The sequence below is a fragment of the Phenylobacterium sp. genome (assembly GCF_037968635.1).
Classification (GTDB): Bacteria; Pseudomonadota; Alphaproteobacteria; order Caulobacterales; family Caulobacteraceae; genus Phenylobacterium.
The window spans coordinates 44490-60070 of the sequence record NZ_JBBKVV010000061.1; the positions used below are offsets into that span (position 1 = coordinate 44490).

Genomic DNA, 15581 nt, shown 5'->3' on the forward strand with positions numbered 1-15581 from the left:
CGCCTCAAATTTCGCAAAGAACCCCATGTCCAAAATCAACGCCGTCTCGATCAAGCCAGGAAATATCCTGCAGCATGACGGGGGACTGTGGGTGGCCGTGAAGGTCGTGCACGTGAAGCCCGGCAAGGGCGGCGCCTTCGCCCAGTGCGAGCTGAAGAACATCGAGGACGGCCGCAAGCTGAACGAACGCTTCCGGACCTCCGACACCGTCGAGCAGATCCATCTGGACCAGAAGGAATATTCCTTCCTCTACGAACAGGGCGACATGCTGGTCTTCATGGACCAGGAAACCTACGAACAGATCGAACTGGCCAAGGACTTTGTCGGCGACGACCAGGTTCGCTTCCTCCAGGACGGCATGGTGGTCAAGCTGCAGCTGTTCGAGGAACGCCCCATCAGCATCGCCCTGCCCGAGCACGTGGTGCTCGTCATCGTCGAGGCCGACGCCGTGGTGAAGAACCAGACGGCGTCCTCGTCCTACAAGCCGGCCAAGGCGGACAACGGCATGCGTATCCTGATCCCGCCCTATATGGAGGCCGGCGAGCGCGTCCTGGTCTCCACCGAGACCGGCGAATACCTGCGCAGGGCCGACTGATGTCCACACAAACCGCCCTCCTGAAGGTCATGTCCGACGCCGCCCGCAAGGCGGCCCGTGGCCTCAACCGTGACTTCGGCGAACTGCTGGAACTTCAGGTCTCCAAGAAGGGGGCCGCCGACTTCGTGTCCGCCGCCGACCTCAAGGCCGAGCAGACCATCTTCGAAATGCTGCAGAAGGCCCGTCCGGGGTACAGCTTCCTCGGCGAGGAACGCGGCCTGATCGAGGGCACCGACAAAACCCACACCTGGATCGTCGACCCGCTGGACGGCACCACCAACTTCCTGCACGCCATCCCCCACTTCGCCATCAATATCGCCCTGCAACGCGAGGGCGCGATCGTGGCGGCGGTGACCTACAATCCCATCACCAACGAGCTGTTCTGGGCAGAGAAGGGCAAGGGCTGCTTTGTCAACGACAAGCGCCTTCGGGTCGCCGCCCGTCAGCACCTGAACGAGAGCGTTCTGGCCACCGGCATCCCCTTCCTGGGCCACGGCCAGCACGCCACCTTCCTGAAGGAACTGCACCAGATCAGCCAGCGGGTTGCCGGCGTGCGCCGGTTCGGCGCGGCGTCCCTCGATCTCGCCTTCGTGGCGGCGGGCCGCTTCGACGGCTACTGGGAGCGGGACCTGAAGCCCTGGGACCTGGCCGCGGGCCTGCTGCTGGTGAGCGAAGCCGGCGGCAAGGTGACCTCGGCCGACGGCGGCGAGGACATGCTCACCGCCGGGAGCATCTGCGCCTCGAACCTGGAACTGCATCCGCTGATCCAGCAGCGGCTTCGCGCGGCGGCTTGACGTAACCGTCACCGGCGCCGGCTAGATCGGAGCCATGACCCTGACTCGCCGGACGTTCGCCGTCACCGCCGCCGCCCTCGCCGCCACGCCCGTGCCGGCGGCGACGTCCCGGCGCCCCATCGTCATCGCCCATCGCGGCGCCAGCGGCGAGCGGCCTGAGCACACCCCGATGGCCTATCGCCTGGCCGTGGAAGAGGGCTGCGACTTCATCGAGCCTGACCTGGTGCTGACCAAGGATGGCGTGCTGGTGGTCCGCCACGAGAACGAGATCGGCGGCACGACGGATGTCACCGCCCGGCCGGAGTTCGCCCCCCGCAAGACCAGCAAGGTCGTGGACGGTGAGACGGTCGTGGGCTGGTTCGCCGAGGACTTCACCCTGGCCGAGCTGAAAACCCTGCGGACCCGCGAGCGCCTGCCGGCCTTGCGGCCCGTCAGCGCCGCCTTCGACGGCCGCGAGGCCATCCCCACCTTCCAGGAGGTGCTGGACCTGGCCAAGGCCGAGAGCCAGAGGGTGGGCCGGGTGATCGGCGTCTATCCGGAGATGAAACACCCGACCTTCCTGGCCAGCCAGGGCCTGCCCATCGAGCAACGGCTGGCCGACGCGCTGAAGGCCAACGGCCTGAACAGCCGCACCGCCCCGGTCTTCGTCCAGTGCTTCGAGACCGCGCCCCTGAAGACTTTCGCCAAGCTGTCGTCGGCCCGCCGCGTGCGTCTGGTGGGCGGCGACGCGAAGGACCTGGTGACCGCGGCCGGCCTGAAGGACATCGCCACCTATGCCGATGGCGTCGGACCCGACTGGTCCCTTGTGATCCCGACTCTGGACGGCGCTCTGGCGCCCGCCACCAACCTGGTGGCTGACGCCCACGCCTTGGGTCTGGCCGTGCATCCCTGGACTGTGCGCGCGGAGAACCGCTTCCTGCCGGAAACGCTGCGCAGCGGGACCGACCCGGCCGCCCACGGCGACGTGACCGCCGTGTTCGCGGCCCTCTACGCCGCCGGCGTCGACGGCCTGTTCAGCGACTTCCCGGGCTTGGCCGTGAAGGCGCGAGCCTAAGCCGCCGCATCGCCGAACTGCAGGGACGCCAGGCGCGCATAGAGGCCGCTCTTGCTGATCAGTTCGTGATGGCTGCCCTGTTCGACCACGCGGCCCTTGTCCATCACGATGATCCGGTCGGCCTTCAGCACGGTGGCCAGGCGGTGGGCGATGACCAGGGTGGTGTGCCCCACCATGGCCTCTTCCAGGGCCTTCTGGACCAGGCGCTCGTTCTCGGCGTCCAGGGCGCTGGTGGCCTCGTCCAGCAGCAGGATGGGGGTTTCGCGGATTAGAGCCCTGGCGATGGCCAGGCGCTGCCGTTGACCGCCCGACAGGCTGCGGGCGCGTTCCCCCAGCGGAGTGTCGAAGCCTTGCGGCAGGGCGTCGAGAAAATCCTCGGCTTGAGCGGCGCGGGCGGCGGCGCGGACGGCGTCGAGATCGGCGCCAGCATTGCCGAAGCGGATATTGTCCAGGGCCGAGCCGGAGAACAGCGGCGAATCCTGGGCCACCAGCGCCATGCGGGCGCGGACCTCGGCGGGATCGGCGTCGCGCACGTCGACGCCGTCCACCTTCACCGCCCCGAACTGGGGATCGTAGAAGCGCAGCAGTAGGCGGAAGACCGTGCTCTTGCCGGCGCCCGACGGGCCGACCAGGGCCACGCGCTCGCCGGGGGCGACCCGCAGGTCGAAGCCCTGCAGGGCGGGCGCCTCTGCGCGGCCCGGATAGGCGAAGGTGATGTTGGAGAACTCGATCTCGCCCCGCGCCGGGGCGGGCAGGTGCTTGGGCACGACGGGCGCGGCGATGCCGGGCCGGGCGGCCAGCAGGTCGCTGATCCGCTCCATGGCGCCGGCCGCCTTCTGGACATCCCCCCAGGTCTCGCCCAGCGCCCCGACCGATCCCGCCGCCATGACGGAAAGGAACGCGAACTGGAAGAGCGCGCCCCAGGTCATGTCTCCGCGCAGACCCGCGTGGACCCCGAGCCAGAAGATCCCCACCACCCCGCCGAACACCAGGGTGATCACGGCGGCGATCATGCCCGCCCGCGCGGTCATGCGCCGCAGGGAGGTGCGGTAGGAGGCCTCCACGGCCCCGCCGAACACCTTGGCTCCGGCGGCCTCGCGCCCGAAGGCCTGGACGGTCTCCAGGGCGTCCAGGGTCTCGCCGGCGTGGCCCACGGCCTGGGCGAACTGGTCCTGGGTCGAGGCGGTCAGCTTGCGCACCCGGCGGCCGAACAGGAACAGCGGCGCCAGGATGGCCGGGATCAGCATCACCACCATGCCCGTGAGATGCGGGCTGACGATCACCATCAGGATCAGCGCCCCGATGAGCATCAACAGGTTGCGAAGGGCCACGGAGATCGAGGTGCCGATCAGGCTTTCGACGATCTGGATGTCGGTGGTCAGCCGCGACAGCACCTCGCCGGTGCGCATGTGCAGGAAGAAGGCGGGATCGAGGGTGAGGATGTGGGCGTAGGCGGCCTTGCGCAGGTCGGCCACGATCCGCTCGCCCAGCTTGGTGACGAAGAAATAGCGCAGGGCCGAGGAGACCGCCAAGGCGACCGCGACAACACCCATCAGCCAGAACCACTGATCCACCGAGGCGCCCGTGGTCCGGGCCTTGGTCAGGTGGTCCACCAGCAGCCGCACGGCGCCGGAAAGCGCCAGGGTGGACCCCGCCGCGGTGACCAGGAAGACCCCGGCCAGGCCAACATCGCTCAGATGGGCGCGCAGGAAGGGATTGAGCGCAGCCAGGGGCTTGATGCTGCGGCTCTTGGCCCGCTGCGCGGCGGCTTCAGAGATATCCTGGGCGAGAGACGCACCCACGGTCGGTCGGCCTTCGACAGCCGCCCCGGACCCAAAATCACTCATGAAAACCCGCGCCCTTGCTCTTGCCCCGCCTTTTCCTGTATAGGCGCGGCTCCGTTCGATCCGCCTGCCTCGGCGGAGCGATTACTTTATGGCCGCTCCTTTACGTCGGATGCCCGCGCGATGAAACAAGACACCCACCCCGACTACCACTTCATCAATGTGGTGATGGTCGACGGCACCACCTATCAGACGCGCTCCACCTACGGGAAAGAGGGCGCGACCCTGAACCTCGACATCGATCCGAAGACGCACCCGGCCTGGACCGGCGGCAACCAGCAACTGCTGGACCGTGGCGGCCGCGTCTCGCGCTTCAACGCCAAGTTCGGCGCCTTCACCCGCAAGTAAGCGCCCGCGGCCCCCGTGGCCGCGCGCATTGCGAGCACAAGAAAAACGCCGCGTGGATCACGCGGCGTTTTTTGCTGTCTGAATGTCTGGGGCGGGTCAGCCCCCAAAGGCGGTCCGCAGGCGGTCGAACTGGGACTGCACCGGGTTCGGGGTCTCGACGTCGGTGTCCTCGACATACATGCGGCGGTCGAGGTGGCGGACACGCTCATAGAGCCGCTCAGAACGGTCCAGCAGCAGCAGCAGGCCGCTGGGCAGATCTTCGGCGCTGTCATGGCCGGCGCGGCACACATCCTCGGCGCCAAGCCGATAGCGTTCGTCGCAGGCGCCCTCGGGGGGCATGTCGCCCTCGCGCACGGCCCGCTGCACCAGCAGCCAGGAGGCCACCTGCATCAGGCGGGTGGTCAGGCGCATGCTCTCAGCGGCATAGGCCAGGGCCGCGTTGCGGGAGAGCAGCTTGGATTCCTGACGTCCGGAGCCGTCCAGATAGCCGGCGGTCTCCTCGACGAGGTCCATACCCTCCTGGAAGGTCCGGTCAAACAGCTCGGAGCGCGCGAAATCCTGGATGACGTCCGCGCGCCAGGCCCCCGCCGGCAGGTTTCCATCGCTCATGAGCACAAAGTCCCCGACTGAAAATTCGTCCGCGCACAGATGCGCCGTCTGGTCCTAGCTGTTGCAACCGCCGTGCCAAACACCGTCTCTATGCGACAGATACGCCCCCTTATGCCTAACCAGCTCCTAACCGGCCCCTAACTGGGGGGCGAGCCAAAGAGCGCGTCGGCCGCCTGACGACCCGCCCGCTTCTTTTCGATCTGCGCCTGGCAGCGGGCGATCTCACCCTGCAGCAGCTCGATGCGCTCCTCGAGCTCGCCGACGCCGTAGAGCTCCAAGTCTTCGCGGACCGCTTCCGTCAGCCTCTGGCCACGGCCGATCCGAACCTCCGCGGGTTCCTCCATGGAAGACCTCCCTTTGCCGGTTCCGTTTCTGCGCCTATCTGAACCCCCAACGACACTCGCACGCAAGACCAGGGAGGCCACAGGATGAGCCAGACAGACATGACGGCGATCGCCGTCGAGGGCGGCAAGGGCTCCGCAGCCGACATGAAGGCCGTCCAGCTTGCCCGCCCGCAGGCCGGTCCCGGCCAGATTCTGATCAAGGTCGCCCACGCCGGGGTGAACCGACCCGACCTGATCCAGCGCATGGGCTTCTATCCCCCGCCCCCCGGTTCACCCGACACCATGGGCCTGGAGGTTTCCGGCGAGGTGGTCAACGGCGCCGGGCGTTGGAAGGCCGGAGACCAGGTCACAGCCCTGCTGGGCGGCGGCGGCTATGCGGAATACGCCGTGGTGGACGCCCGCCACGCCCTGCCGATCCCCAAGGGCCTGTCGCTGCTGGAAGCCGCGGCCCTTCCGGAGACCGTCTTCACGGTGTTCGCCAATGTGTTCGAGCATGGGAGCCTGAAGGCCGGCGAGACCTTCATGGTGCATGGGGCCACTTCGGGCATCGGCACCACGGCGATCCAGATGACCAAGGCCGCCGGCGCCAAGGTGATCGCCACGGCCCGCGGCGCCGACAAGGCGGCCCAGGCCAAGGCCCTGGGCGCCGACGTGGTGGTGGACACCACATCGGAGGACTTCGCCGAGGTCGCCAAGCGCGAGGGTGGCGTCGACGTGATCCTCGACATGGTCGGGGGCGACTATTTCGCCAAGGGTCTGGACGCCCTGAAGACCGGCGGCCGCATCGTCTTCATCGCCAGCCTCGGCGGCGGCGAGGTCGCCCTGCCCATCGGCAAGCTGATGATGAAGCGCGCCCTCGTCACCGGCTCGACCCTGCGCCCCCGCAGCCTGGACGAAAAAGCCCGGCTGGCGGCCGCCGTCGAGGCCACGGTGTGGCCCTGGATCGAGGCCGGCAAGCTGAAGCCCCAGATCGACGCGACGTTCCCGCTGGCGCAGGCCGGCAAGGCCCACGCCCACCTCGAAGCCGGGGCGCACGTGGGCAAGGTGATGCTGACCGCTTAGAGCCTTTTGGGGTCAGATGGATTCATCTGACCCGTCTAGAAAGGCTCTAAACTCAAAGAAGTAGAGAGCGCCGGACGGGTTAACCGGCTTCCACTTAACCCTGGCGCTCTCTAGGCCGCGCGCCGGGCGTAGAGGAACTCGATCACCGAGGCGCGGCCCCCGATATAGGTCGGGTCGCCCGCGACGGCGAGCCGGTCGCGGGGGCGGGCCAGATCCACGGTCAGGATTTGGCCGATCCCGGCGCGGGGACCGTTGGTCATCATCACGATGCGGTCCGAGAGCAGCACCGCCTCGTCGACGTCGTGGGTGATCATCAGGACGGTGTTCTTCAGCGCCGTCTGGATCTCCATGACGCTGTCCTGAAGGTGGGCGCGGGTCAGGGCGTCCAGGGCGCCGAAAGGCTCGTCCAGCAGCAGCACCTTGGGCTGCATGGCCAGGGCCCGGGCGATGCCGACCCGCTGCTTCATGCCGCCGGAGATTTCCGAAGGCCGCTTGTCGCGGGCCTGGGTCATCTTCACCAGATCCAGGTTGTGCAGGGTCCAGTCGCGGCGTTCAGCGGCGGACTTCTTGCCGGCGAACACCTTGTCCACCGCCAGGCGGACATTCTCCTGCACCGACAGCCAGGGCAGCAGGGAGTGGTTCTGGAACACCACCGCCCGCTCCGGCCCCGGCGCCTCGACGGCCTCGCGGTCGAGGATCACCGCTCCCGTGGTCACCGGGATGAGGCCGGCCACCACATTGAGCAGGGTCGACTTGCCGCAGCCGGAGTGGCCGATGATGGAGACGAACTCCCCCTGATCGACCTGCAGGTTGATGTCGCGCAGCACCTCTGAACGGCTCGCGCCCTTCTGGAAGGTGACCCCGACGCCCTCGATGGAAAGATAGGCCTTGGCCATGGTCAGGCTCCCTAGCTGAGCGCGTTTCCGCGCGAGACGATGCGGCCGGCCAGCGCCACGATGCGGTCGAGGAAGAAGCCGGTGAGCCCCACCCAGGCCAGGGCCACGACGATGTCGGAGATCCGGGAGGCGTTGTACTGGTCCCAGATGAAGAACCCGACGCCGACGCCCCCCAGCAGCATCTCCGAGGCGATGATGGCCAGCCAGCTCATGCCGACCCCAATACGCAGACCGGTGAAGATGTAGGGCGTGGTGGCCGGCAGCAGGATTTTGAAGAAGTACTCCGCCGGCGATAGCCGCAGCACCCGGGCGACGTTGACGTAGTCGTCGGGGATGTTCCGCACGCCGACGGCGGTGTTGATGATGATCGGCCAGATCGCGGTGATGAAGATCACGAACAGGGCCGAGGGGTTGGCCTCGTGGAAGGCGGCCAGGGAGATCGGCAGCCAGGCCAGGGGCGGCACAGTCCGCAGCACCTGGAAGATGGGATCCAGACCGCGGTGCGCCCAGCGGTTGGCGCCGATCAGCACCCCCAGCATGACCCCGCAGACCACCGAGATGGAGAAGCCCAGCGCCACCCGCCGCAGGCTGGTGAGGATGTGCCAGAACAGGCCCTTGTCCACCCCGCCCCGGTCGAAGAAGGGGTCGACGATCAGCTCCCGGGACTCCAGCCAGATCCGCGATGGCGAGGGCAGGCCCTCATAGGAGTCACCGCACAGCAGCTGCCATACCGTCATGATGATCAGCAGGGTGAGCGCCGGCGGCAGGACGGCCGCCGCCGTCGCCGAGGCCCGACGGGCAAGCCCGTCGAAGGGTCGGGCGGGCGGATCGCGCAGATCCATGGCGATCGGTTCGCTGGCGGTGAACTCAGGCTTGGGATAGCTCATCGACGCCTCCCCCTAGACCAGCTTCTTGATGGCCTGGCTGGCCAGGTAGGCGGCCGGGTTGGCGGGGTCGAAGACCTTGCCGTCGAAGAACCGCTCGACCCCGCGACTATCGCCGGCCGGCCCGGCTTGGCCGATGGAGGCGGCCGCGGCGCGCCAGATGTCGACGCGGTTGACCTTGTTCACCAGGGCCTTGGTGTTGGTGGCCTGGGGCAATACCCCCCAGCGGACGTTCTCGGTGGCGAACCACAGGTCGTGAGACTTGAAGGGGAAGCTGGTGTTGTCGGCCCAGAACTTCATGGTGTGGGGCGAACCCGTGACCTTGCGGCCGTCACCGTAGTCGATGGTCCCCTGCAGCCGGGGCAGGATGTCGCCGATCGGCACGTTGATGTACTGGCGGCCTGAGACGATGGAACACATGGCCGGGCGGTTGCTCATCTTGTCGCACCAGATCTGAGCCTCCAGCACCGCGGCGGTGAGCGCCTTGGCGGCGCGGGGATAGCGGTCCACCCAGTCGGCGCGCATGCCCAGCGCCTTCTCCGGGTGGTTCATCCAGATCTCGCTGGTGGTGGTCGCCGTGTAGCCGATCTTCTGGTTCACGGTCTGGCCGTTCCAGGGCTCGCCGACGCAGAAGGCGTCCTGTGTGCCGGCCTTCAGATTGGCCACCATCTGCGGCGGCGGGATGATGATGGTGGAGACGTCGGTCTCGGGGTTGATCCCCGCCGCCGCCAGCCAGTAGCGAACCCACAGGTCGTGGGTGCCGCCCCGGAAGGTCATGGCGATCTTGGCCGGGGTCTTGGCGGCCTTGAGCTGGGCGAACTTGGCCTTGGCGCCGGCTGCGTTGAGCCCGACCTTCAGCGCCTTCAGGTCGTTGCCCACCGAGATGCCCTGACCGTTGGTGTTGAGCCGGGCCAGGATGTACATCGGCAGCGGCTTGCCGCCGGTCTGGACCCCCAGGGTGAACTGCAGGGGCATGGGCGACAGGATGTGCGCCCCGTCGATACCGCCGCCCCCCGAACCCAGCACCAGGTTATCGCGGGTGGCGGCCCAGGAGGCCTGCTTCACCACCTCTACGTCGGGCAGGCCGTGCTTGGCGAACAGTCCCCGCTCCTTGGCGATGATCAGGGGTGAGGCGTCGGTGAGCGCGATGAACCCCATCCGCGCCTTGGCCACCTCAGGTCCGGCGCCTGCGGCGAAGGCCCCGGAAGGGAAGGCGGCCTTGGCGGCGGCGAGGGTGGCGGCGGCGGCCAGGAATGCGCCGCGGCGGGTCAGGCCAGTGTCGGTCTTGTCGGTCATGATCAGGGTCCGCCTAGAGCTTGTATTCAAGGGTGAGCCAGGCCTTGGAGCGCGAGGCCGGGGGCGCCAGGGTCCCGGCGGGCACGGTGGCCTCACGCCGGAAGTCGGCATATTTCAGTTGGATGGAGAGCTTGGGGGTCAGGGCCGCGGTGAACTGGGCGTTCCACTCCGACCCCAGATCCGCGCCGGTCCGCTGATCGTCGAAGTCGTGGTAGCGGACGATCAGGTCGGTGTTGAACAGCCAGGTCCGCCGAAAGCGCGGCTTGGCGTTGAAGCTGATGTTCTTGTCCTCGATCCCGTCGGCGAAGCTCTTGTTGCCTCCGGCGGAGACGAAGGCGTCAGACCAGCCCTGGAAGGCGTGGACGGTGGCCAGCGGCGTCGTGAAACCCCGCGTCCCGTTGCCCTCAAGGGACTCGTAGCCGAGCTTGACGGTGTAGATGTCGAAGGTTCCGGCGACATCGGCGCCGACATAGGCCAGGTCGAAGGCCGCTGTGTTGCCGCGGTACTCGCTCTGCACGGCGTAGGTGGCGCTGTAGGCCAACTGATAGAGGCCCAGCCAGGTCTTGCCCGAGGCCTTGCCGCCCTTGGTGATCGAGGAATTGATCGCCGAGTTCCCGAAATCGAGAGCGTAGACGAAGCCCTGCAGACGCAGGGCCTCGGCCGGCGACCAGGTGACGTTCAGCAGATGGCTGTCACTGTCCCAGTCCTTCATCTCGCCAAGGATGCGGTTGATGTGGGTGACGTAGGCGTAGGTCCCCTTCACCCGGCCGAGCGCGAAGTCGGCCCGGACGCTGTCGAAGGTCTGCTCGTCCTGCCGCCAGCCGACATTGCCGACGAAGCGCTGGTCATCCAGCAGGATGCGTTGGCGACCGGCGATGACCTGCAGGTCGGCGTTGGGGGTCCAGGTGAGCTGGGCGCGGTTCAGTTCCGTGACGTCGGGATCGTTGACGACCGGATAGCGAGCCTTGTCCGCCCCGTTCAGGGGCGGGGTGAGCGCGCCGGGAACATTGACCGCGAAGTGCTCGGGTCCGATCTGGCGGACATCTTCGAATTCGATGAGGCCCTTGAAACCGTTGAAGTCAGCAGTCTCCCAGCCCAGGCGGGTGCGGACGGTGAAGGCCTGACCCGCCTCGCGCAGCGCCGCTGTCCTGGTCTGGTCGACCTGCTCGTAGCGGCCTCGCACCTCCAGCAGCAGACGCCCGGCGGCGATCTGGTCGCTGAGGGTCGGCGCCGACGCGGGTGGCGACGGCGGCTCGGGGGCCGCCTCGGCTTCCGGCTCAGCCGCTGTTTGCGGATCCACTGTCTGGGCCTGGGCCAGCCCGGTCCAGAGCAGCGCCGCGACCCCCGCGCCCAGGGCCAAACTTGTCTTGGTTCTCTTCATGCCTGCATCCCCCGAGGCCAAAAAAAAACGTCCGGCGAAGCCGCTGTGCGGCCTCTCCGGACGTCGTTGTCCCTTCCATCCGACGATCACCGCCGGCGGCCCTGTCGGGCCTGCGCGGAACCTCGTTGCCCCGCGTGTCGCCTCTAGGGAGAGGCCGGACGCGCGGCGCGGCAATGGGAAACCCGTGCTATCGGAGTCGATAGCCGCTCATCGGCGTCATATTGCACAGCAGCAAAGCAGGACGCGGGGCCTCTCTGCCCGGATTTCACGCGTTTTGACTGTCGCGTGAGGTCGGGGGGCCCGCTATGACGGGGTTACAGCGGGCTCCGTCGCTGTCATTGACGTTGCGGAGGCGCATTCAGGAAACGGAAACTCACCGCTCGGACAGGCGGATGCTGACGATTTCGCTGCACCCGCGAAGACTCAGCCCTGCTGGGCGTCCTCGGCTTCCGCCGTCTCGAAAGCCGTGCGGCGAGCCTCCATCTGGGCCATCCGCTCGGCGCGCATGGCCGGGTCCCAGGCGTTGCGCGGCCCGACGTGCATGCCGCCGTCCACCAGCATCGAGACCCCCGTGACAAAGGCGCTCTCATCACTGGCGAAGAATAGAGCGGCGTTGGCGATGTCCTCGGGCAGACCCGGCTTGGCGATCGGCTGGGCGTCCGGCGCGGTCTGAGCCATGCCCTGCTTGATCATCGTGGCCATACCCGCCGGCACCACCGAACTGGGGGTGAAGATGTTGGTGAGGATCAGGCCGGGACAGATGGCGTTCACCCGCACGCGATCGCGGGCCACCTCGGCGGCGGCCACCTTGGTCAGATGGATCACGCCGGCCTTGGCCACCGAGTAGGCGATGGGTCCGGCTCCGGCCTGGGTTCCGGCGATGGAGGCGGTGTTGACGATCGCCCCGCCGCCGCGCGCCTTCATGTGCGGCAGGGCATAGCGCATCCCCAGCGCCACCGAGCGCAGCAGCAGGTTCTGGCTGAGGTCCCAGGCCTCACCCGTCATGTCCTCCAGCCGGGCGGGCGAGCCACCGGCCCCGGCGTTGTTGAACAGGATATCCAACCCCCCGAAGGTGTCGGCGCAGGCCGCCATGAGCCCCTCGATCTGGCTCTCCTGCATCACGTCGCAGTGGCGATACCGGACCTGACCTTCAAATCTCGCCTCCAGGGCGGCGCCCGCCGCGTCGTCGATATCGCCGACCATGACCTTGGCGCCCTGCGCCACGAAGAGCTCCACCGTCCCCAGGCCAATGCCGGAGCAGCCACCCGTGATGACGGCGATCTTGTTCTTCAGGCGGTCCATGAACGTTTCCCCACTGGCCGGATTCGGCGATCCCTGGCCTCAAGAATGGGCCGGGTCCGACGCTCGCGCAAACCCATTCTTCGAAAAACCTCGGACCTGCCGACTCCTTTCAGGAGCGGCGGAAGGTCTCGGCCCACTTGGCATCTCAACGATATTTTTTCGAGATGGGACTCCCCGCCCGGCGCCCCGATTAAAAGCCGCCTCAAGCCTCACCCGACAATACTCAACCCTAGTATTTTTAAGGCGTAACAGGTTATCCAAACCTCGAGATCACGGACCCGAAGTTCGAAAGTTTTCACCACATCCGAGCATGTAGCGCCATGCCTGGGCTGATGCGGCCTTCAACGTCAAAGATTGACGGGACGGAATGCATACCTCAGGTTCGAAAACAACGCAGCCATAGCGTTAGGCCGAAGAGCCATACGGGGAAGGATACCTAGGATGAATCGTAGATTCTATTTGCTGGCCGCCAGCGCGCTGGTCAGCGCCACGGTCGCCGGCGCAGCCCACGCGCAGGGCGCGGGCGGCTCCAACACGATCGAAGAGCTGGTGATCACCGCCGAGAAGCGCGAGCAGAGCCTGCAGGACGTTCCGGTCGCGGTTTCGGCCTTCACCTCAGAGAAGCGCGACCTCATCGGCATCAGCTCGGTGCAGGACATCACCAACTTCACACCGGGCCTGGCCTACTCCGCCGGCACCGATCGGATCAGCCTGCGGGGCATCGGCCGCCTGACCAACAACCTGGCCTCCGAGCCCGGCGTCGCCACCTATGTGGACGGCATCTACACGTCGTCGACCGTCGAGGTCGGGCGTTCGCCGCTGTTCGTCGACCGGGTCGAGATCCTGCGCGGGCCGCAGGGCACCCTCTATGGCCGCAACTCCATCGGCGGGGCGATCAACGCGATCTCCAAGCGCCCGACCAACGACTTCTCCGGCGAGATTCGCGGCAGCTACGGCAACTACAACCGCCGGGTCCTTGAGGGCACGGTCTCAGGGCCGATCACCGAGGGCCTGCGTTTCCGCCTGGGCGCCTCGATGATCAAGCAGGACGAGGGATGGTTCCACAACATCGCCGGCGGCCCCGACGAGGGCGATGTCCGTGACGAGAAGTACTTCGAGGGCCAGGTCGAGGGCGATCTGGGCGAAAATGTCGACTTCTGGCTCAAGGTGGCCCGCGGCAAGTACGACAACCGCTCGGCCCCCGGCGGCCGCACCGGCGGCGGCCTGACCCCTCAGGACACCGCCCTGATCACCCCGGGCAGCCTGACCCCCGGCGTCGGCTACGGCTTCGCCTTCGGGCAGAATGTCGTGGCCCTGGGCCCGGCGCGGAACTCCACCTTCGTGACCACCGGGGGTGACCTGCGGGCGTTCAGCACCAACGGCGACACCTTCAACCGGCTGACCGACTACAGCGACCAGATTCAGACCAACGTCACCTTCCACATGGACGGCGCCGACCTGAAGTACATCGGCGGATTCCAGCACTACAAGTACGCCCTGCAGAGCGACTTCGACGCCACGGCGCTGATCTCCTACACGATCCCGCTGAACCCCGGCCTCACCTCGCCCACCACCTGCAATCCCACCTTCGTGGCGCTCAACATCTGCCGTCCGCTGGTGGCGCGACCGAACGTCGTCAGCCTGTATCAAGAGAACAAGGAATGGTTCAGCCACGAGCTGAACCTGTCCTCCACCAACGACGGGCCCCTGCAGTGGATCCTGGGGGCCTATCTCTACAACGAGAAGTACAAGCAGCCCTTCCAGATCACGCTGCCCGACCAGGCCGAACTGGCGACGCCGTCCGGCGCGCCGGCCAATCCCAACCGGCTCATCTACTACACCGATCAGTCGATGGAGGCCTGGTCGCGCGCAGCCTTCGGCCAGATTGACTGGCAGTTCACCGACACCCTGAAACTGACGGCGGGCCTGCGCTACACCACCGACAAGAAGAAGGGCGTGGAGGCCGGGCGGCTGTTCTGCTTCGGCTGCTCGGCGGCGGTGGATCCCCGCATCCTGGGCTCCTTCACCCCGGTGCTGGACATCACCACCTCGACCTTCTCCGGCGTCCGCCCGGCCGGGGTCACCGACCCGCAGAACGGCGTCATCGGGCCGGCGATCACCGACGCCGCCACCGGCATCCGTCGTCGCGGCCTCTACGACACCTGGGACGCCTGGACCGGGACCCTGGGCCTGCAATGGCAGCCGGACAGCGACACCCTGGCCTACGCCAAGTACAGCCGCGGCTATAAGGCAGGCGGTTTCAACTCCGGCACCATCACCGCCTTCCCGGAGACCGACTCCGAGAGCGTGGACGCCTATGAGCTGGGGCTGAAGAAGGACTGGAGCGGCTCGCTGCAGACCAATGTCTCGGCCTTCTATTACGACTACCAGGACGCCCAGGTGCCGGTCAGCACCCAGCCGCCGGTGGGCCCGTCGACCTCGATCTTCTACAACATTCCCAAGGCGCGAAGCATGGGGATCGAGCTGGAGAGCATCTGGCAGCCGGTCCGCAACCTGCAGATCCTGTTCAACTACTCCTTCCTGGACGCCACCATCCGCGAGTCCTGCTGCATCACCGACGGCGCCGATCCGGCCGCGGTGGCGCCCGGGGCCAAGCCGGTCAGCAGCCTGGGGCCCGTCGATCCGATCACCGGGGCGCCGACCTCGCGGGGCCAGGACCTGTCGGGCAACCACCTGCCGGTGGCGCCGCGCAACAAGGTCAGCTTCAACGCCAACTACACCTGGGAGTTCGAACCCGGGTCGCTGACCGGCTCGGTGAGCTATGTCTGGCGCGACAAGGTCTATTCCTCGATCTTCGACCGCGCCTATTACGAGGCTCCGGCTCGCAGCCAGATCGATGCACGCATCGCCTGGAAGGACCTCGAGGACCGCTACACCGTCATCCTCTACGGCAAGAACCTGACCGACCAGGAGGACTTTGACACCATGAGCGCCACCCGGCAGACGGGCTATGTCCCGGGCGGGGCCTACAACCTCAACCGCACCTATGTCCTGGTGCCGCCGCGCACCTACGGGATCGAACTTCAGTACCGCTGGTAGGACCTGGACCGCCCTGCCAAGCGGGGATCTGGGGGGCGCGCCGGTTCGCCGGCGCGCCCCTTATTCTTCCATCGCCGCCCGTCGAAACGTCGGCGCCGGAACATGCCGGGAA

At 67.3% G+C, this 15581-nt stretch carries 14 protein-coding genes; 6 read left to right on the plus strand and 8 right to left on the minus strand.

What is annotated here, in order from left to right; translation table 11 throughout:
* Positions 1 to 25: 25 nt before the first annotated feature.
* Genes efp through AAC997_RS06710 form a run of 3 tightly spaced genes read left to right on the plus strand, consistent with a single transcriptional unit; the run spans position 26 to position 2443 of the window.
* Entirely contained in the window at positions 26 to 595 is a 570-nt protein-coding gene (gene efp / locus AAC997_RS06700; RefSeq protein ID WP_215343057.1) for an elongation factor P, read from the plus strand.
* Positions 595 to 1389: an inositol monophosphatase family protein gene (locus AAC997_RS06705; RefSeq protein WP_340644914.1), complete on the plus strand. Its 795-nt coding sequence runs from the start codon at positions 595 to 597 to the stop codon at positions 1387 to 1389. Before efp ends, AAC997_RS06705 begins: the two co-directional genes overlap by 1 nt.
* A gap of 34 nt (positions 1390 to 1423) precedes the next feature.
* The gene (locus AAC997_RS06710) at positions 1424 to 2443 is read left to right on the plus strand and encodes a glycerophosphodiester phosphodiesterase (RefSeq protein WP_340644915.1); all 1020 of its coding nucleotides are present in this window, start codon (positions 1424 to 1426) and stop codon (positions 2441 to 2443) included.
* On the opposite strand, the gene AAC997_RS06715 is transcribed toward AAC997_RS06710, so the two are convergent.
* Positions 2440 to 4290, minus strand: coding sequence for an ABC transporter transmembrane domain-containing protein (locus AAC997_RS06715; RefSeq protein ID WP_340644916.1), 1851 nt, complete (start codon positions 4288 to 4290; stop codon positions 2440 to 2442). The two genes, AAC997_RS06710 and AAC997_RS06715, sit on opposite strands and share 4 nt — an antisense overlap.
* A gap of 120 nt (positions 4291 to 4410) precedes the next feature.
* Here AAC997_RS06715 and rpmE point away from each other — a divergent pair, with 120 nt between their 5' ends.
* Positions 4411 to 4635 (plus strand): 50S ribosomal protein L31, encoded by a 225-nt coding sequence (gene rpmE / locus AAC997_RS06720; RefSeq protein ID WP_215343053.1) that lies wholly within the window; start codon positions 4411 to 4413, stop codon positions 4633 to 4635.
* A gap of 96 nt (positions 4636 to 4731) precedes the next feature.
* Here rpmE and AAC997_RS06725 read toward each other — a convergent pair whose 3' ends face one another.
* Together AAC997_RS06725 and AAC997_RS06730 are read right to left on the minus strand one after the other, a co-directional pair.
* Positions 4732 to 5244, minus strand: a complete 513-nt coding sequence (locus AAC997_RS06725) for a DUF1465 family protein (RefSeq protein WP_340644917.1) — start codon at positions 5242 to 5244, stop codon at positions 4732 to 4734.
* A gap of 137 nt (positions 5245 to 5381) precedes the next feature.
* Complete coding sequence (locus AAC997_RS06730; RefSeq protein ID WP_340644918.1) at positions 5382 to 5588, minus strand: DUF1192 domain-containing protein; 207 nt, start codon at positions 5586 to 5588, stop codon at positions 5382 to 5384.
* A gap of 84 nt (positions 5589 to 5672) precedes the next feature.
* Here AAC997_RS06730 and AAC997_RS06735 point away from each other — a divergent pair, with 84 nt between their 5' ends.
* A complete protein-coding gene (locus AAC997_RS06735) occupies positions 5673 to 6650 on the plus strand; it encodes an NAD(P)H-quinone oxidoreductase (protein ID WP_340644919.1) in 978 nt (325 codons plus the stop codon).
* 110 nt (positions 6651 to 6760) lie between these two features.
* On the opposite strand, the gene AAC997_RS06740 is transcribed toward AAC997_RS06735, so the two are convergent.
* The 5 genes from AAC997_RS06740 to AAC997_RS06760 all read right to left on the minus strand — a co-directional run bounded on the left by AAC997_RS06740 (position 6761) and on the right by AAC997_RS06760 (position 12409).
* A complete protein-coding gene (locus tag AAC997_RS06740) occupies positions 6761 to 7546 on the minus strand; it encodes an ABC transporter ATP-binding protein (protein WP_340644920.1) in 786 nt (261 codons plus the stop codon).
* An 11-nt stretch (positions 7547 to 7557) separates the two neighbouring features.
* Positions 7558 to 8433, minus strand: coding sequence for a nitrate ABC transporter permease (gene ntrB, locus AAC997_RS06745; protein ID WP_340644921.1), 876 nt, complete (start codon positions 8431 to 8433; stop codon positions 7558 to 7560).
* A gap of 12 nt (positions 8434 to 8445) precedes the next feature.
* A complete protein-coding gene (locus tag AAC997_RS06750; protein WP_340645006.1) occupies positions 8446 to 9732 on the minus strand; it encodes a CmpA/NrtA family ABC transporter substrate-binding protein in 1287 nt (428 codons plus the stop codon).
* Positions 9733 to 9739: 7 nt separating this feature from the next.
* Positions 9740 to 11107: an alginate export family protein gene (locus tag AAC997_RS06755; RefSeq protein ID WP_340644922.1), complete on the minus strand. Its 1368-nt coding sequence runs from the start codon at positions 11105 to 11107 to the stop codon at positions 9740 to 9742.
* A gap of 423 nt (positions 11108 to 11530) precedes the next feature.
* Positions 11531 to 12409 carry an SDR family NAD(P)-dependent oxidoreductase gene (locus AAC997_RS06760; protein ID WP_340644923.1) on the minus strand — a complete coding sequence of 293 codons (879 nt, stop codon included), beginning with the start codon at positions 12407 to 12409 and terminating at the stop codon, positions 11531 to 11533.
* 441 nt (positions 12410 to 12850) lie between these two features.
* Between AAC997_RS06760 and AAC997_RS06765 the strand changes: the two genes are divergently transcribed.
* Positions 12851 to 15469 (plus strand): TonB-dependent receptor, encoded by a 2619-nt coding sequence (locus AAC997_RS06765; protein WP_340644924.1) that lies wholly within the window; start codon positions 12851 to 12853, stop codon positions 15467 to 15469.
* The last annotated feature ends 112 nt before the right edge of the window (positions 15470 to 15581 follow it).